The following is a 14,207-nucleotide window of genomic DNA, read 5'->3' on the forward strand; positions in this document are numbered from 1 at the left end:
GACCATGTTCAAGCTCATCATTGAATCAGCGGTGCGCTTCCGCTGGCTGGTGGTGTTCCTGGCGGCGCTGATCGCGGCCTGGGGCCTGTTCCAGCTGGGCAAGCTGCCGATCGACGCCGTGCCGGACATCACCAACCGCCAGGTACAGATCAACACGGTGGCACCTGCGCTGACGCCGGAACAGATCGAGCGGCAGGTGACCTACCCGCTGGAAACCGCGCTGGCCGGCATTCCCGGCCTGACCACCACCCGTTCGCTGTCGCGCAACGGCTTCTCCCAGGTCACCGCGATCTTCACCGACGCGACCGACATCTACTTCGCCCGCCAGCAGGTGGCCGAGCGCATGCGTGAAGCGGCGGAAGATCTGCCCGATGGCGCGTCGCCGCTGCTGTCGCCGGTCACCACCGGCCTGGGCGAGGTGCTGATGTGGACGGTGGACTTCACCCCGTTCGATCCCACCCGGCTGGCCAGACCGGGAGATGCGGGCTGGCAGGCCGGCGAGGTCTACCGGACGCCGGAGGGCAGCCTGCTGCGCACGCCGGAAGAACGCGCCACCTACCTGCGTACGGTGCAGGACTGGATCATCGCGCCGCAGATGCGCTCCAGCCCGGGATTGGCCGGCGTCGATACGGTCGGCGGGTACGTGAAGGAGTACGGCGTGCACCCGGATACTGCCAGGCTGGCTGCGCATGGCCTGGGCCTGGCCGACCTGGTCACGGCACTGCAGCGCGCCAACGTGCAGGCGGGTGCCGGTTTCGTGCAGCGTGCCGGCGAAGGCCTGGTGGTACGTGCGGACGGCCTGGCACTGACCACCGATGATCTGGCGCAGGCCCCCGTTGCGACCCGCAACGGCGTGGTGGTGCGCGTGGCCGACGTGGCCGATGTCGATCTCAGCCGTGCACCGCGCCTGGGCGCGGCCAGCCGCAATGGTCACGAGGCCGTGCTCGGTACCGCCCTGATGATCGCCGGTGGCAACAGCCGCACCGTCGCGCAGGCGGCAGCGGCGCGCCTGGAGCAGGTCAACAGGTCGTTGCCGGCCGACATCGTGGCCGTGCCGGTGCTGGACCGCAGCGTGCTGGTGAACTCCACCATCAGAACCGTGGCAAAGAACCTCACCGAAGGTGCGCTGCTGGTGGTGGTGGTGCTGTTCCTGCTGCTGGGCAACCTGCGCGCGGCAACCATCACCGCGCTGGTGATTCCGCTGTCGTTCCTGTTCGCCGTGATCGGCATGAACCGCTTCGGCATCAGCGGCAATCTGATGAGCCTGGGTGCGCTGGATTTCGGCATCCTGGTGGACGGTGCGGTGATCGTGATCGAGTCGACGCTGCTGATGCTGGGCCAGCGCCGCGCCGAACTGGGCCGTGCGCTGACCGCGATGGAACGTCTGCGCGTGGCGGCGGAGTCGGCGCGGAAGATGGCGCGTCCAGCGGCGTTCGGCCAGTTGATCATCCTGCTGGTGTTTGCGCCGATCCTGACCCTGGAAGGCGTGGAAGGAAAAACGTTTCATCCGATGGCCGCCACGTTCATGCTGGCCCTGGTGGGTGCCTTCCTGTTCTCCTTCACCTTCGTGCCGGCCATGGCTGCGCTGCTGGTGCGCGAGCCGAAGCTGAAGGAAAGCGGGGCGCACGCCGATGACGGCGAACACGAAACACGCCTGATCCGCGTGCTGCGCGCACGCATCGAACCGGTGATCCGCAAGGCGGTGGACCACCCGCGCTCGGTGCTGGCCGGCGCGGTGATGATGGTGGTGGTGGGCATCGGTTCGTTCTCGCTGCTGGGCCGCGAATTCATGCCGACGCTGGATGAGGGCAATGTGGCGATGCAGGCGTTGCGCGTACCGTCGACCTCGCTGGAGCAGTCGCTGGCGATGCAGCTGGCGCTGGAAAAGGCGATTACCGGGCAGCCGGAAGTGGAAACCGTGTTTTCGCGCACCGGTACCGCTGAAGCCGCGATCGACCCGATGCCAACCAACATCTCCGACAGCGTGATCGTGCTGAAGCCGCGCAAGGAGTGGCCCGATCCGACGCTGGACAAGGAGGCGCTGGTGGCGCGCTTCGAGGCGCTGGCCGGGCAGCAGCTGGGCAACAGCTTCGAGTTCAGCCAGCCGATCGAGCTGCGCTTCAACGAGCTGATCTCCGGCGTGCGCACCGACCTGGCGGTGATGATCTTCGGCGATGACTTCAGCCAGCTGCAGAAGGTGGCCGACCAGGTCGCGTTGAAGCTGCGTGCGGTGGACGGTGCGGCTGACGTGCGGGTGGAGCAGATTTCCGGCCTGCCGACCCTGAACGTGAAGATCGACCATGTCGCCGCCGCGCAGTACGGGCTGACCGCTGCGGACGTAAGCGATGCACTGGCCACCGGCATCGGTGGCACGGCGGCCGGCAAGATCTTCGAGGGCGACCGACGCTTCGACGTGGTGGTGCGGCTGGACGATGCCGCGCGCAACGATCCGGACCAGCTGTCATCGCTGCCGATTGCCACACCGGCCGGACTGGTCATCCCGCTGTCCTCGGTGGCCCGCATCACGGTCAGCGAGGGACCGAACCAGATCAGCCGCAACAATGGCAGCCGCCGGGTGGTGGTGCAGGCCAATGTGCGCGGCCGCGACCTGGGCGGCTTCGTCGGCGAAGCGCAGGCAGCGGTGGCCGACGTGGCGCTGCCGCCGGGCGCCTATCTCACCTGGGGTGGCCAGTTCGAGAACCTGCAGCGCGCGGAAAAGCGCCTGGCAACGGTGGTGCCGGTCGTGTTCCTGCTGATCGGCAGCCTGCTGTTCATGGCCCTGCGCAGTGGCAAGGAAGCCGTGCTGGTGTTCAGCTGCGTGCCGCTGGCGCTGGTCGGCGGCATTCTCGCCCTGCTGCTGCGTGGCATGCCCTTCTCGGTATCGGCTGCGGTCGGCTTCATCGCCGTGTCCGGCGTGGCCACGCTGAACGGCCTGGTGTTGATGCAGGCCATCCGCGAGCGGCTCGATGCCGGTGACCTGCCCCTGCAGGCGGCAATCAACGGTGCCGCCAGCCGGATCCGCGCGGTGCTGACCACGGCACTGGTGGCGATCGTCGGCTTCATTCCGATGGCGATCGCCAGCGGCTCCGGTGCGGAGGTGCAGAAACCGCTGGCGACGGTGGTGATCGGTGGCCTGATCACGGCGACCGCGCTGACCCTGCTGGTGCTGCCGACCTTCGCTGCGCGCGTGGCCAGACCGCGGCCGGTGCGCTGAAAGACGACGGGGCAGGATCCTGCGATCCGGCCCCGTCTGCCGCGCTTCGCGCTCGCCGGGCGTGGCCCGGCGCTACCACCGCGCATTCCGGTAGCGCCGGGCCATGCCCGGCGGCATTTCGGATCAGGCCTGCTTGCGCTGCGCGATATAGGCCTGGATCTGCTGTTCCAGTACCGGCAGCGGCACCGACCCCTGCTTGAGCACCGCGTCATGGAAACCCTTGACGTCGAACTTGTCGCCCAGCTCCTTCTCGGCCTGCGCGCGCAGGCGCACGATGGCGATCTCGCCGAGCTTGTAGCTCAACGCCTGGCCCGGCCAGGAGATGTAGCGATCCACTTCGGTGGTCACTTCGTGCTCACTCAGCGCGGTATGGTCACGCAGGTAGGCGATGGCCTGTTCCCGGGTCCAGCCCTTGCTGTGCACTCCGGTATCGATCACCAGGCGTGCCGCGCGCCACATCTCGTAGGTGAGGCGACCGAAATCCTCGTAGGGGGTTTCATAGATGCCCATCTCCACGCCCAGCTTCTCGCTGTACAGGCCCCAGCCTTCGCCGTAGGCGGAGATGTAGGCGTTGCGGCGGAACTCGGGCTGCTCGCCCTGCTCGGCGGCGAGCGCGCCCTGCAGGGCATGACCGGGATCGGACTCGTGCAGGGTCAGCGCTGGCAGGTTGTACAGCGGCCGCGCCGGCAGGTTGTAGGTGTTGAGCCAATAGGTGCCCATGCCACCGCGGCCTGCGGTCCAGAACGGCGCGATGTCCGGCGGCACCGGCACGATGGTGAAGCGCGCGCGCGGCAGCGTCATGTACTTGCCGATGACACCATCGATGCGCTTGGAGATCCACGCCGCCCGATACAGCAGCTCGTTCGGGGTCTTGGCGTAGAACTGCGGATCGGTGCGCAGGAAGGTCAGGAATTCGCCGAAACTGCCCTTGAAGCCGACCTGCTGGATGATGTCGTTCATCTCCTTCTGGATGCGCGCGACTTCGCCCAGGCCGATGCGATGGATCTCATCCGGCGACAGGTCCAGCGTGGTGTATTCGTGGATCTGCTGCCTGTAGAACGCCTTGCCCTCCGGCATCGCTTCGGCCGCCAGGGTGGTACGCGCCTGCGGGACGTACTCATTGACGAAGAAGGTACGCAGCTGCTGGAAGGCCGGCACCACCTTGCCGCTGATCGCCGCACGGGCCTGCGCCTGCAGCTGCGCCTGCTCGGCCGCCGGAATGCTGGCCGGCAGCTTCTTGAACGGCGCGTACAGCGGCGACTCGGTGGGGTCCTTCAGCTCGGCGACGGTGGCAATGGAGACCTCGCGCCCGTCAAGCACCGCGCGGGGCACGCTGAAACCCCGCTTGAGTCCGGCGCGCATGTTGTCGGTCTGCTGGCCGAAATAGCGCGGCACATCGTCCAGGCGTGCGATGTAGTTACGGAAGTCCTGCGCGGTCTTCATCTCGCGCCGGGCCATGAACGAGAGATTGGACCAGAACGAGGAATCGGAGTTGAACGGCATCTCGTAGGCCCGCAGACGCACCTCCTCGGCGAGGTTGAACACCTGGTCGCGGTAGATCGCGTAGTTCACCTGGTTGTCGGCGCTGAGTGTCTTCGGGTCGATCTTCTTCAGCTCGGCCAGGGTCTGGTCCCAGACCTTCAGGCGCGCCTGCTGCGCGGCCACGCCCACATCGGGCAGCCGCGTGGCGTTGGCCGGCGCGTCGCCATCCTCGCTGGCTTCACCGCCCCCGGCCTGGCGCCACTTCCATTCCTTTTCGTACAGCGCGCGGAAGGCGGCATCGGCCGCCGATTCGGTGGCCGCAGGGGCGGACGCCGCGAGCGCGGGCGGAGCCGCCACGACGGCAGCCGGAGCGGACAGGGCGATGAGCAGGGCAACGGCAAGACGGGTTTTCACGAGCACGGGTTCCCGGGAAGGCAGACGCCGATCATGGCACCGCCGGACAGCCGGGGCATGGTTCAAAAGTCCTGCCTGCGCTGCAGGACCGGTAGCGGAGAACGGACACCTTCGCCGGGCATGGCCCGGCGCTACCGGCGTTCGATCCCGCCCGGGTACCGCCTCAATGGCTGGATCGGTAGCGCGGAGAACGGACATCTCTCCGGCGCTGCCTCAATGGCTGGCTTTGTCCCGCTTCCAGCCGCGATGGCGGATGTCCAGGTGCAGGCTGTACAGCGCGGTGAACGCCGGGAACAGGTTCTGCAGCACGCCCACCGAATCCTGCTTGGCCGAGAACAGGAAGTAGCTCAGCGTCATCAGGCTGCCGATCACGCTCATGTACCAGAACAGGCGCGGGATGACCGGCTTGCCGGCACGCCGGGAGGCGATGAACTGGACCAGCCAGCGGCCGCCGAACATCAGTGCGCCGGTATAGCCGATCAGCTTCCAGCCCGTCACATGCAGGCCGGTCCAGAACAACCAGGTCAGCGGCTGGTCGAGCCAGTGCAGCGCCATCATCGTTCTTCCACCGCGGTACGCCTGCTGCGGGTGATCAGCCAGGCAACGCCCCGCAGGTCGCGGATGCCGACCAGCGCACGGCCGAGGTTGTTGTACTTGGAGACGCCAGCGGTACGGTGACGATGGTTGACCGGCACGCTGGTGGTCTTCCAACCGGCACGCTGCATCAGCGCCGGCAGATAGCGGTGCATGTGGTCGAAATACGGCAGGTCGAGGAAGGCTTCGCGCTCGAACAGCTTGATGCCGCAGCCGGTGTCGGGCGTATCGTCGCGCAGCATGCGCGCCCGGATGCGGTTGGCCCAGCGACTGGCCCAGCGCTTGCTGCCGCTGTCCTGGCGGTTGACGCGCCAGCCGGCAAACAGCTTCACCTGCCCGCCGCCAGCATCACGGGCCGCCAGCAGCTTGGGGATGTCGGCCGGATCGTTCTGGCCATCACCATCCAGGGTGGCGATCCACGGCGCACGGGCGTGCTTGACACCGGTGCGCACCGCCGTGCTCTGCCCGCTCTGCTCGACGTGGTGCAGCACCCGCAGCTCCGGCGTCGTGGCTTTCAGGCCCTGCAGCACCGCCAGGCTGTCATCGCGGGAGTGATCGTCGACATAGACGATCTCGAACGGCAACCGGCCCCGCAGTGCCGCGACGATTTCGGCGATCAGGGGCGCGACATTGTCGCGCTCGTTGAATACAGGGACGACAACGGAAAGCTCGGGTTGGCTCATGGGTCACTCGGCCAAGAGGGGACAAAGACCGCGCATTCTCCGAAGCCGAGGTTATCCGAAGATGAATCCGGCTGTGTGAGGATTGCTCCTCAGGCGCGATCGCCGAAATACTCGCGGCACCACTGGACGACGGGCGGCAGCCCCTGCTCGATCGGGGTCACCGCATCGAAGCCGAATGCGTCATGTGCGCGGCGGGTGTCGGCCATCGTGCGGACCATGTCGCCCGGCTGCATCGGCTTGTAGACCTTCTGCGCAGGGCGGCCGGCGGCCTGCTCGATGACGCTGATGAAGCGCTCCAGCTCGACCGGCGTATGGTTGCCGAGGTTGAATACCCGATGCGGTACCGGACCATCGGCCGGGTGCGCGAGCGCGCCGAGGATACCCGAGACGATGTCGGAGACATGTGTGAAATCGCGCTGCATGCGCCCCTGGTTGAACACCTCGATCGGGCGCCCGGCCAGCACCGCGCGCGAAAACAGCAGCGGCGCCATGTCCGGCCGGCCCCACGGGCCGTAGACGGTGAAGAAGCGCAGGCCGGTGGCATGCAGGCCGTACAGCTGCGCATAGGTATGGGCCATCAGCTCGTTGGCGGCCTTGGTCGCCGCGTACAGCGAGCGCGGCTGGTCCACGCGCTGGTCCTCGGAGAACGGCGGCGTGGCCGAATCGCCGTAGACCGAGCTGCTGGAGGCGTACACCAGGTGCTGCACGCCACCGTGGCGGCACAGCTCGAGCATGTTGACGAAGCCGACCAGGTTGCTGTCGACGTAGGCGTGCGGGTTTTCCAGCGAATAGCGCACCCCGGCCTGCGCGGCCAGATGGATCACCGCGCTCGGCTGCAGTTCGTCGAACAGCGCGGCCAGGCCTTCACGGTCGGTCAGGTCAAGCGTGCGCAGATCCAGCGCGGGGCACAGCGCGGCCACGCGGTCCCGCTTGATCTGCGGGTCGTAGTAGTCGTTGAAGTTGTCCAGGCCCACCACCGGCTGGCCCGCCTCCAGCAGCGCGCGGGCGGTGTAGGCACCGATGAAGCCGGCAGCGCCGGTGAGCAGGAGGGTCATTGCAGTTGCCTGGATTTCAATGAGGACAGGTGCAGAGGATACGCCGCAGGCTCAGAACAGCCCGAAACGCTTCCTGGCCACGTTGGTGCGGCCGGGTTCGATCACGTCCTGGATCTTCTTCGCATCGAAGCGGTCGAGCAGCGCCTCGGTGCCCTTCTTCAGCTTCAGGTCCATCTCTTCCGGATACAGCGGAACCAGGGTCATGAAGCTGATGGTCCTGCCGTCGTCCAGTTCCAGCGTGGCGAAGTCATCCGGGGCAGTCACCGGCGGCAGCACGATGGCGCCGTCGAAGCCCACGCCCGGCGCATAGGGCTCGCTGGGATGGCCGTTGGGAATGGTGTGGCCGAAGCCCAGCCAGGTGTCGTACTCGTGCGGCAGCCGCGCCATGCCCTTCAGCAGGCGCACCGGCCAGTAGTTGCGTTCGTCCTCGAAAGCGTCCTGGGAGATCGGCCAGTCGGCCGGCAGGGTCACCATCAGTTCCATGTAGCGCGGCACGTCCGCACCGACCTCGGCGGGCACGGTCATCGGCAGGTCGCTCATGCCGGAAGTGACCAGGCGCAGGTACGGGCAGTGTTCATTGGCCGGCACCACGTGCACGTCGATGTGCACCACGTCGGAGATAATCTCGTGGAACACACATGAAATCGGCCCCAGATGGCGCTCGATGTGTGCACTGATGACTTCGATGTGCGATTCACCCTGGGCCGGGGTGAAGTCCTTCTCCCGGCTGTGCACGAGGATCGGACTACCGCCCGGGCTAATGTCATCCATTTCAATGCTCATGACTGTCTTCTGCGGAAATCAATTGCTAGTCTCAGCACTCCAGCATACAGATGCAATTTCCGCTTCAGGCCGTGACCCGCAATGATGCAGGGCAGCAAGGACTCATCCCCTTTGTGCGCGTAGGCGTTCCAGCACGCCGTCAAGAGTGTCCAGATCCGTGTAATGGATGATCAGCTTGCCCTTGCCGCCTCGGCCATGGCTGATTGCGACACGAGTCCCCAGCGACTCGGACAGTTCGGTTTCCAGCGAGGCGATGTCGGCCTGCTGCACCTTCGGCGCGGCCGCCGGGCGGTTGCTCGGCACCTTGCCGGCGGCGAAGGCCTGTGCGCGGCGCTCCACTTCACGCACCGACCAGCCTTCATCGGCCGCTTCCTGCGCCAGCTTGCCGGCCAGTTCCGGGGCCAGGGTCAGCAGCGCGCGGGCGTGGCCCATTTCCAGGCGGCGGGTTTCCAGCAGCAGGCGGATGGCCACCGGCAGTTCCAGCAGGCGCAGCAGGTTGGACACCGCCGCGCGCGAGCGGCCGACGGCCTCGGCCGCCTCGGCATGGGTCAGGGTGAACTCGCTGATCAGGCGCTGCAGCGCCTCGGCTTCTTCCAGCGGGTTGAGGTCTTCGCGCTGGATGTTCTCGATCAGCGCCATCGCGATGACGGTGCGGTCTTCCAGTTCGCGCACCACCACCGGCACTTCGTCCAGACCGGCCAGCTGCGAGGCGCGCCAGCGGCGTTCGCCGGCGACGATCTCGAAGTTGCCCGCCGGCAGCTGACGCACCAGGATCGGCTGGATCACGCCCTGCGACCGGATCGAGTCCGCCAGTTCGGACAGCTTGCCCTCGTCCATTTCGCGACGCGGCTGGTACTTGCCCGGCTGCAGCTGGCCGACCGGCAGCTTGCGCAGCACCTCACCCGGCAACGGTTCGATCACCGCGGTGGTGGCCTGCACCTGGCTGACCGCTCCCTTCGGACCGAGCAGCGCATCCAGGCCACGGCCGAGGCCTCGCTTCTTGGCTGCCGGCTTGCTGCTGGTCATCAGACGGTCTCCACGGCCTTGGTGGCCTTGTTGCGTTCGTTGTTGCGACGGATGATCTCGCCGGCCAGGCCCAGGTAAGCCACGCCGCCGCGCGAGGCGCGGTCGTAGCCGACGATGCTCTGGCCGTGGCTGGGCGCTTCAGCCAGGCGCACATTGCGCGGCACGATGGTGCGGAACACGCGGTCGCCGAAGTGTTCGGTCAGTTCGGCCGATACGGCGTTGGCCAGGTTGTTGCGCACATCGAACATGGTACGCAGCACGCCCTCGATCTCCAGCGCCGGGTTCAGGCTGGCGCGCAGCGCCTCGATGGTTTCCACCAGCGCACTCAGGCCTTCCAGCGCGTAATACTCGCACTGCATCGGCACGATCACCGAATCGGCGGCGGCCAGCGCGTTGAGCGTCAGCAGCGACAGCGCCGGCGGGCAGTCGATCAGGATGTAGTCGTACTCGTCGCGGATCGGCGCCAGCGCGCGCTTCAGGCGCTGCTCGCGCTCGCCCTGCGCCATCAGCTGGATCTCCGCAGCGGTCAGGTCGATGTTGCCGGGCAGCAGGTCGTAGCCTTCCGCGGTCTGCACGCGCACGTCGGCGGCGGTGTTCTCGCCCAGCAGCAGGTCGCAGGTGGACGCCGCCAGCTCACGCTTGTCCACACCACTGCCCATGGTCGCGTTGCCCTGCGAATCCAGGTCGACCAACAGCACGCGCTTGGGTGCGTTGGCCAGGGAAGCGGCCAGGTTGACGGCGGTCGTGGTCTTGCCGACGCCACCCTTCTGGTTGGCGATGGCGATGATGCGGGCCATGCGGGTGTGCCTCGTCGACGGATGCTGGGACCGGTCATTATGCGTACAACCGGGCCCGGGCGGAAATCGTGGATCGCCAACCCCTTGTCGCGCAAAGGGTTGGCGGCGGGATCAGGGGCCTGTAACGGTGACCAGGTGGCGCTCGCCCGCCAGGCCGGGCACGCTCAACGGGGCCACGTCGCGCACCTGCCAGCCTGCCGGCAGTGCAGCGATCTCTTCATGCGGGTAGACGCCCTTCATCGCCAGCAGCACGCCGCCAGGACGCAGCAGGTGGCCACCGACGCGGATGATGCCGGCCAGCGTGTCCATCGCGCGGGCGGTCAACTGGTCGTAGTGGCCGGCCTCGTCCAGCGCTTCGGCGCGCGACTCGGCCACGCGGGCATTGCCCAGGCCGAGCTGGCGCACGGCTTCGCGCATGAAGCGGGCCTTCTTGCCGTTGCTCTCGACCAGGGTGACCTGCAGGCCCGGGCAGGCGATCGCCAGCGGGATGCCGGGCAGGCCAGGACCGGTACCGAGGTCAGCCAGGCGGCCATCGGCCACGAACGGCTGCATGGCCAGCGAATCGAGCAGGTGACGGGTGACCATCTCCTGCGGGTCGCGGATGGCGGTGAGGTTGTAGGTGCCGTTCCAGCGGTGCAGCAGGCCCAGGTAGCGCAGCAGCGGCGGCGCCAGTGCGGCGTCCAGGCCCATGCCGGCCAGGCCCTGCTCCAGCGTGGCGGTCACGCCGGCGGGGAGTTCGTGTTCGCTCATGCCGCCATTATCGCCCGTTTCCCGGGCTGATTCGCCGCTTCATTGCGGATACCAGGCCAATGCGGCGCGGAACTGGCCGCTGGCCTGCCATTCGTGCAGATGCCACTGCCGGGCATCACCCAGCGCAGGGTCGCACCAGCGCAGGTGCAGGGCGCCGTCGACACCTGGCGCCAGCTGCAGGCGATGCAGGCCGAACGAAATGCCCTGCCCGTGTGCCTTCAGCAGCGCCTCCTTGGCGCACCAGACACGGAAGAACCAGTGTTCGCGTTCCGCGGCGTCCAGACCCTGCAGCCAGGCCACCTCTTCCGGATGGAAGAAGCGCTGCACGATCTCCAGCAGGCGTGGGCGCGGGCGCAGCAGTTCCAGGTCCACGCCGAGCCGTACACCTTCACCCAGCGCCACCAGCAGCACGTCGCCACTGTGACTCCAGCCCGTGCCGTGGTCGGCCAGCGCACCGGTCAGCTCGGGTCGGCCCTTGTCGTCGCGGACCAGCGGCAGTGCCTCCGGCGCGAGATCCAGCGCCTGTGCCAGCACCTGCCGGGCCTGCGGCTCACCGCGCTGGCCCGGCACATGTGGCCGCCGCCAGACCGTCACCGGCCCGAAGCGCCAGGGGCCGTCCAGGGTGGCTGGCAAGCTCATCCGCACGCAACCGTCACGCGATTGCACGACGGGTTCACAGCCATGCGCGTCAACTGGTCACGGTTTTCCACCGGAGGTTCGATCATGGGCATCATCATCTGGCTGATCGTCGGCGGCATCGTGGGCTGGCTGGCAAGCATCATCATGAAGCGCGATGCGCAGCAGGGCATCATTCTCAACATCGTGGTCGGCATCGTCGGCGCGCTGATTTCCGGCTGGCTGTTCGGCGGCGGCATCAACGAAGCGATCACCCTCCGCACCTTCCTGTTCTCGCTGATCGGTGCGGTGATCCTGCTGGCGATCGTCAACCTGTTCACCCGCAAGAGCATACGTTGATCCAACGGGCAGCGCCGGGCACGGCCCGGCGCTACCTCACCCCAACTGCACCCAGGCCGGCGCGTGGTCGCTGGGGCGCTCCCAGGTACGTGGCTCGCGGTCGATGCCGGACGCCACGGCGCCGCCCTTGAGCGCATCGGAGACCAGGGTGAGGTCGATGCGCAGGCCCAGATTGCGGCGGAAGCCCGCCGCGCGGTAATCCCACCAGCTGAACGTGCCGGCTTCCTCGTTGTGCAGCCGGAAACCGTCGTGCAGGCCCAGCTGCAGCAGCTTGTTCAGCGCGCCGCGCTCGGCGGTGGAGGTGAGGATGTGGTTCTCGTTCCACACCTCCGGATCATGCACGTCGCGGGCGTCCGGGGCGATGTTGAAGTCACCCAGTACCACCAGCTTCGGGTGCCGCTGCAGTTCCTCGCCGATCCAGGCGTGCACGGCCTCCAGCCAGCGCAGCTTGTACGCATACTTGTCGGTGCCGACGTCCTGGCCGTTGACCACATACAGGTTGATCACCCGCAGGTCGCCAAAGGTGCCTGCGATGACGCGCTTCTGCTCGTCCTCGAAACCCGGAATGCCGATCTGCACGTCCTGCGCCGGCTCGCGTGACAGCAGGGCCACGCCGTTGTAGGTCTTCTGGCCGGCGAATACGCTGCGGTAGCCGGCGCCGATCAGCGCCGCATCCGGGAACTTGTGGTCCTCCAGCTTGGTTTCCTGGATACCGACGATGTCCGGGCCGAACTCCTTGAGCCACTGCTCCAGGTGCGGCAGGCGGACGTTGAGCGAATTGACGTTCCACGAGGCGATCTTCATGGGGGGCATTCTACCCGGGCCTGCTTTGGTAGGCGCCAACCTTGGTTGGCACCTACCAGTAGAGCCACGCCATGCGTGGCTTCACCGCAGCAGCAACCTCAACAACCCCGCAATCTTGGAATACGGCGGCCGCAGCCTGTCGCTGGCCGCCCAGCGCGACTGCCACAGCACCGGCAACCGCTTGCTCATCGCATCGAACCCGGCGCGGCCGTGGTACGCGCCCATGCCGCTGGCGCCCACCCCGCCGAACGGCAGGCCATCGGCGGCGAAGTGCAGCAGCGTGTCGTTGACCGTCACTCCCCCGGCCACCACGTTGGCGAGAATGCGCTCCACGGTGGCGCGGTCGTGGCTGAAGGGATACAGCGCCAGCGGCCGGTCGCGGGAGAGAACGTCGACCAGCGCCGCATCCAGATCCGGGTAGGCGCGCACCGGCAGGATCGGCCCGAAGATCTCCTCGCGCATCAGGTCCAGGTCGTCCGGCGGGTCCAGTACCACGGTCGGTACCAGCAGGCGCTCGCGGCCGGCGCGAGCCTCATCCACGTGCGCCAGCGGAATCACCGGCACCCCGCGTTGCCGCGCCTGTGCCAGATAGCCCTGCAGGCGCTGGTACTGGCCTTCGTTGATGATGCGCGTGTAGTCGCCGGCATCGCTGAAATCGCCGTAGCGTTCGCGCACCTGCTGCTGCAGCGCCTGCACGAACTCGCGCTGGCGCGCGGTGTCGATCAGCACATAGTCCGGCGCAATGCAGGTCTGGCCGGCGTTGAACCACTTGCCGGTGGCCAGCCGCGCGGCGGCTTTGTCCAGCGGGAAATCACGGCAGACGATGGCCGGCGACTTGCCGCCCAGTTCCAGCGTGACCGGTACCAGATGTTCGGCGGCGGCGGCCATCACCTTGCGGCCAACGGCCGTCGAGCCGGTGAACAGCAGATGGTCCAGTGGCAACGAGGAGACCGCTGCGGCTACGTCGGCCCCGCCCAGTACCACCGCCACCCGATCGGGTGGGAACACACTGGCCAGCAGATCGGCCAGGAACGCGCTGGTGCGCGGCGTGTGTTCCGAAGGCTTCAGCAGCACGTGGTTGCCGGCAGCGATGGCGGTGGCCAGCGGCACCAGGGCCAGCGTAACCGGGTAGTTCCACGGCGAGATCACCCCGACCACGCCCAGCGGTGTCGGCCGCAGCTGCGCGTGCGCCGGCCACAGTCGCCAGCCCGCACCCACCCGCTGCGGTTTCGACCAGCGCCGCAGGTGGCGGCGCAGATGATCGATGGCCGACAGCACGCTCATACCATCGGCCAGTTTCGATTCGACGTGGGCGCGGTGGCCGAAGTCCTCGGCGATGGCCGTGGCCATTTCGTCCAGACGTGACTTCAGCGCTTCGCGGAGGCGATGCAGGTCATTCTCGCGCTGGTCCAGCGACGGGCGCTGCGACTGCCAGGCGCTGCGCAGGGTATGCAGAAGGACGGGAAGGTCGGCCGGAGTGGTGGTGGTCATGGGCCGACTATACGGGGTGCGGCACTGTCCGACGGGGTCAGATCCCTTTCGCGCGCGAAAGGGATCTGACGCTGGGCGCGAGATGGCGGGTGGCTTCGGATGCTTTTCAACCACGATTGCGACATTGAACGCTGTCTTT

13 protein-coding genes are annotated in these 14,207 nt (G+C 67.4%); 2 read left to right on the plus strand and 11 right to left on the minus strand.

Annotation, left to right across the window (positions count from 1 at the left end):
- Window positions 1-4 precede the first annotated feature (4 nt).
- On the plus strand, window positions 5-3,214 hold the full coding sequence (locus tag ACVOKU_RS07005) for an efflux RND transporter permease subunit (RefSeq protein ID WP_481559485.1): 3,210 nt from the start codon (window positions 5-7) through the stop codon (window positions 3,212-3,214).
- Between the two features lie 123 nt (window positions 3,215-3,337).
- Here ACVOKU_RS07005 and ACVOKU_RS07010 read toward each other — a convergent pair whose 3' ends face one another.
- From ACVOKU_RS07010 to ACVOKU_RS07050, 9 genes are all read right to left on the minus strand, one after another.
- On the minus strand, window positions 3,338-5,110 hold the full coding sequence (locus ACVOKU_RS07010) for a DUF885 domain-containing protein (protein WP_481559486.1): 1,773 nt from the start codon (window positions 5,108-5,110) through the stop codon (window positions 3,338-3,340).
- Window positions 5,111-5,323: 213 nt separating this feature from the next.
- Window positions 5,324-5,665 (minus strand): lipid-A-disaccharide synthase N-terminal domain-containing protein, encoded by a 342-nt coding sequence (locus ACVOKU_RS07015; protein WP_053517717.1) that lies wholly within the window; start codon window positions 5,663-5,665, stop codon window positions 5,324-5,326.
- The gene (locus tag ACVOKU_RS07020; RefSeq protein WP_481559487.1) at window positions 5,665-6,387 is read right to left on the minus strand and encodes a glycosyltransferase family 2 protein; all 723 of its coding nucleotides are present in this window, start codon (window positions 6,385-6,387) and stop codon (window positions 5,665-5,667) included. Before ACVOKU_RS07020 ends, ACVOKU_RS07015 begins: the two co-directional genes overlap by 1 nt.
- A gap of 89 nt (window positions 6,388-6,476) precedes the next feature.
- Window positions 6,477-7,442: an NAD-dependent epimerase/dehydratase family protein gene (locus ACVOKU_RS07025; RefSeq protein WP_481559488.1), complete on the minus strand. Its 966-nt coding sequence runs from the start codon at window positions 7,440-7,442 to the stop codon at window positions 6,477-6,479.
- Window positions 7,443-7,493: 51 nt separating this feature from the next.
- On the minus strand, window positions 7,494-8,225 hold the full coding sequence (locus ACVOKU_RS07030) for a suppressor of fused domain protein (protein ID WP_481559489.1): 732 nt from the start codon (window positions 8,223-8,225) through the stop codon (window positions 7,494-7,496).
- 102 nt (window positions 8,226-8,327) lie between these two features.
- On the minus strand, window positions 8,328-9,251 hold the full coding sequence (locus ACVOKU_RS07035) for a ParB/RepB/Spo0J family partition protein (protein ID WP_481559490.1): 924 nt from the start codon (window positions 9,249-9,251) through the stop codon (window positions 8,328-8,330).
- Complete coding sequence (locus ACVOKU_RS07040) at window positions 9,251-10,048, minus strand: ParA family protein (RefSeq protein WP_053517712.1); 798 nt, start codon at window positions 10,046-10,048, stop codon at window positions 9,251-9,253. The genes ACVOKU_RS07035 and ACVOKU_RS07040 overlap by 1 nt, the downstream gene beginning before the upstream one ends.
- Window positions 10,049-10,159: 111 nt before the next feature.
- Window positions 10,160-10,798, minus strand: a complete 639-nt coding sequence (rsmG, locus tag ACVOKU_RS07045; RefSeq protein WP_053517711.1) for a 16S rRNA (guanine(527)-N(7))-methyltransferase RsmG — start codon at window positions 10,796-10,798, stop codon at window positions 10,160-10,162.
- Window positions 10,799-10,837: 39 nt separating this feature from the next.
- On the minus strand, window positions 10,838-11,437 hold the full coding sequence (locus tag ACVOKU_RS07050; protein WP_065174253.1) for a 4'-phosphopantetheinyl transferase family protein: 600 nt from the start codon (window positions 11,435-11,437) through the stop codon (window positions 10,838-10,840).
- A gap of 84 nt (window positions 11,438-11,521) precedes the next feature.
- On the opposite strand from ACVOKU_RS07050, the gene ACVOKU_RS07055 reads away from it, so the two are divergent.
- Window positions 11,522-11,773 carry a GlsB/YeaQ/YmgE family stress response membrane protein gene (locus ACVOKU_RS07055; protein ID WP_014648887.1) on the plus strand — a complete coding sequence of 84 codons (252 nt, stop codon included), beginning with the start codon at window positions 11,522-11,524 and terminating at the stop codon, window positions 11,771-11,773.
- A 36-nt stretch (window positions 11,774-11,809) separates the two neighbouring features.
- Here ACVOKU_RS07055 and xth read toward each other — a convergent pair whose 3' ends face one another.
- The gene (gene xth / locus ACVOKU_RS07060; protein WP_065174252.1) at window positions 11,810-12,577 is read right to left on the minus strand and encodes an exodeoxyribonuclease III; all 768 of its coding nucleotides are present in this window, start codon (window positions 12,575-12,577) and stop codon (window positions 11,810-11,812) included.
- An 81-nt stretch (window positions 12,578-12,658) separates the two neighbouring features.
- Entirely contained in the window at window positions 12,659-14,068 is a 1,410-nt protein-coding gene (locus ACVOKU_RS07065; protein WP_481559491.1) for a coniferyl aldehyde dehydrogenase, read from the minus strand.
- Between the last annotated feature and the right edge of the window lie 139 nt (window positions 14,069-14,207).

The organism is Stenotrophomonas sp. STEN147, from assembly GCF_056757995.1.

Excerpts from the sequence above, each read along its gene's own strand:
- ACVOKU_RS07005 (WP_481559485.1), top strand. The coding sequence starts at position 5 with ATGTTCAAGCTCATCATTGAATCAGCGGTGCGCTTCCGCTGGCTGGTG.
- ACVOKU_RS07015 (WP_053517717.1), bottom strand. The coding sequence starts at position 5,665 with ATGGCGCTGCACTGGCTCGACCAGCCGCTGACCTGGTTGTTCTGGACC.
- ACVOKU_RS07020 (WP_481559487.1), bottom strand. The coding sequence starts at position 6,387 with ATGAGCCAACCCGAGCTTTCCGTTGTCGTCCCTGTATTCAACGAGCGC.
- ACVOKU_RS07025 (WP_481559488.1), bottom strand. The coding sequence starts at position 7,442 with ATGACCCTCCTGCTCACCGGCGCTGCCGGCTTCATCGGTGCCTACACC.
- ACVOKU_RS07030 (WP_481559489.1), bottom strand. The coding sequence starts at position 8,225 with ATGAGCATTGAAATGGATGACATTAGCCCGGGCGGTAGTCCGATCCTC.
- ACVOKU_RS07035 (WP_481559490.1), bottom strand. The coding sequence starts at position 9,251 with ATGACCAGCAGCAAGCCGGCAGCCAAGAAGCGAGGCCTCGGCCGTGGC.
- ACVOKU_RS07040 (WP_053517712.1), bottom strand. The coding sequence starts at position 10,048 with ATGGCCCGCATCATCGCCATCGCCAACCAGAAGGGTGGCGTCGGCAAG.
- rsmG (WP_053517711.1), bottom strand. The coding sequence starts at position 10,798 with ATGAGCGAACACGAACTCCCCGCCGGCGTGACCGCCACGCTGGAGCAG.
- ACVOKU_RS07050 (WP_065174253.1), bottom strand. The coding sequence starts at position 11,437 with ATGAGCTTGCCAGCCACCCTGGACGGCCCCTGGCGCTTCGGGCCGGTG.
- ACVOKU_RS07055 (WP_014648887.1), top strand. The coding sequence starts at position 11,522 with ATGGGCATCATCATCTGGCTGATCGTCGGCGGCATCGTGGGCTGGCTG.
- xth (WP_065174252.1), bottom strand. The coding sequence starts at position 12,577 with ATGAAGATCGCCTCGTGGAACGTCAATTCGCTCAACGTCCGCCTGCCG.
- ACVOKU_RS07065 (WP_481559491.1), bottom strand. The coding sequence starts at position 14,068 with ATGACCACCACCACTCCGGCCGACCTTCCCGTCCTTCTGCATACCCTG.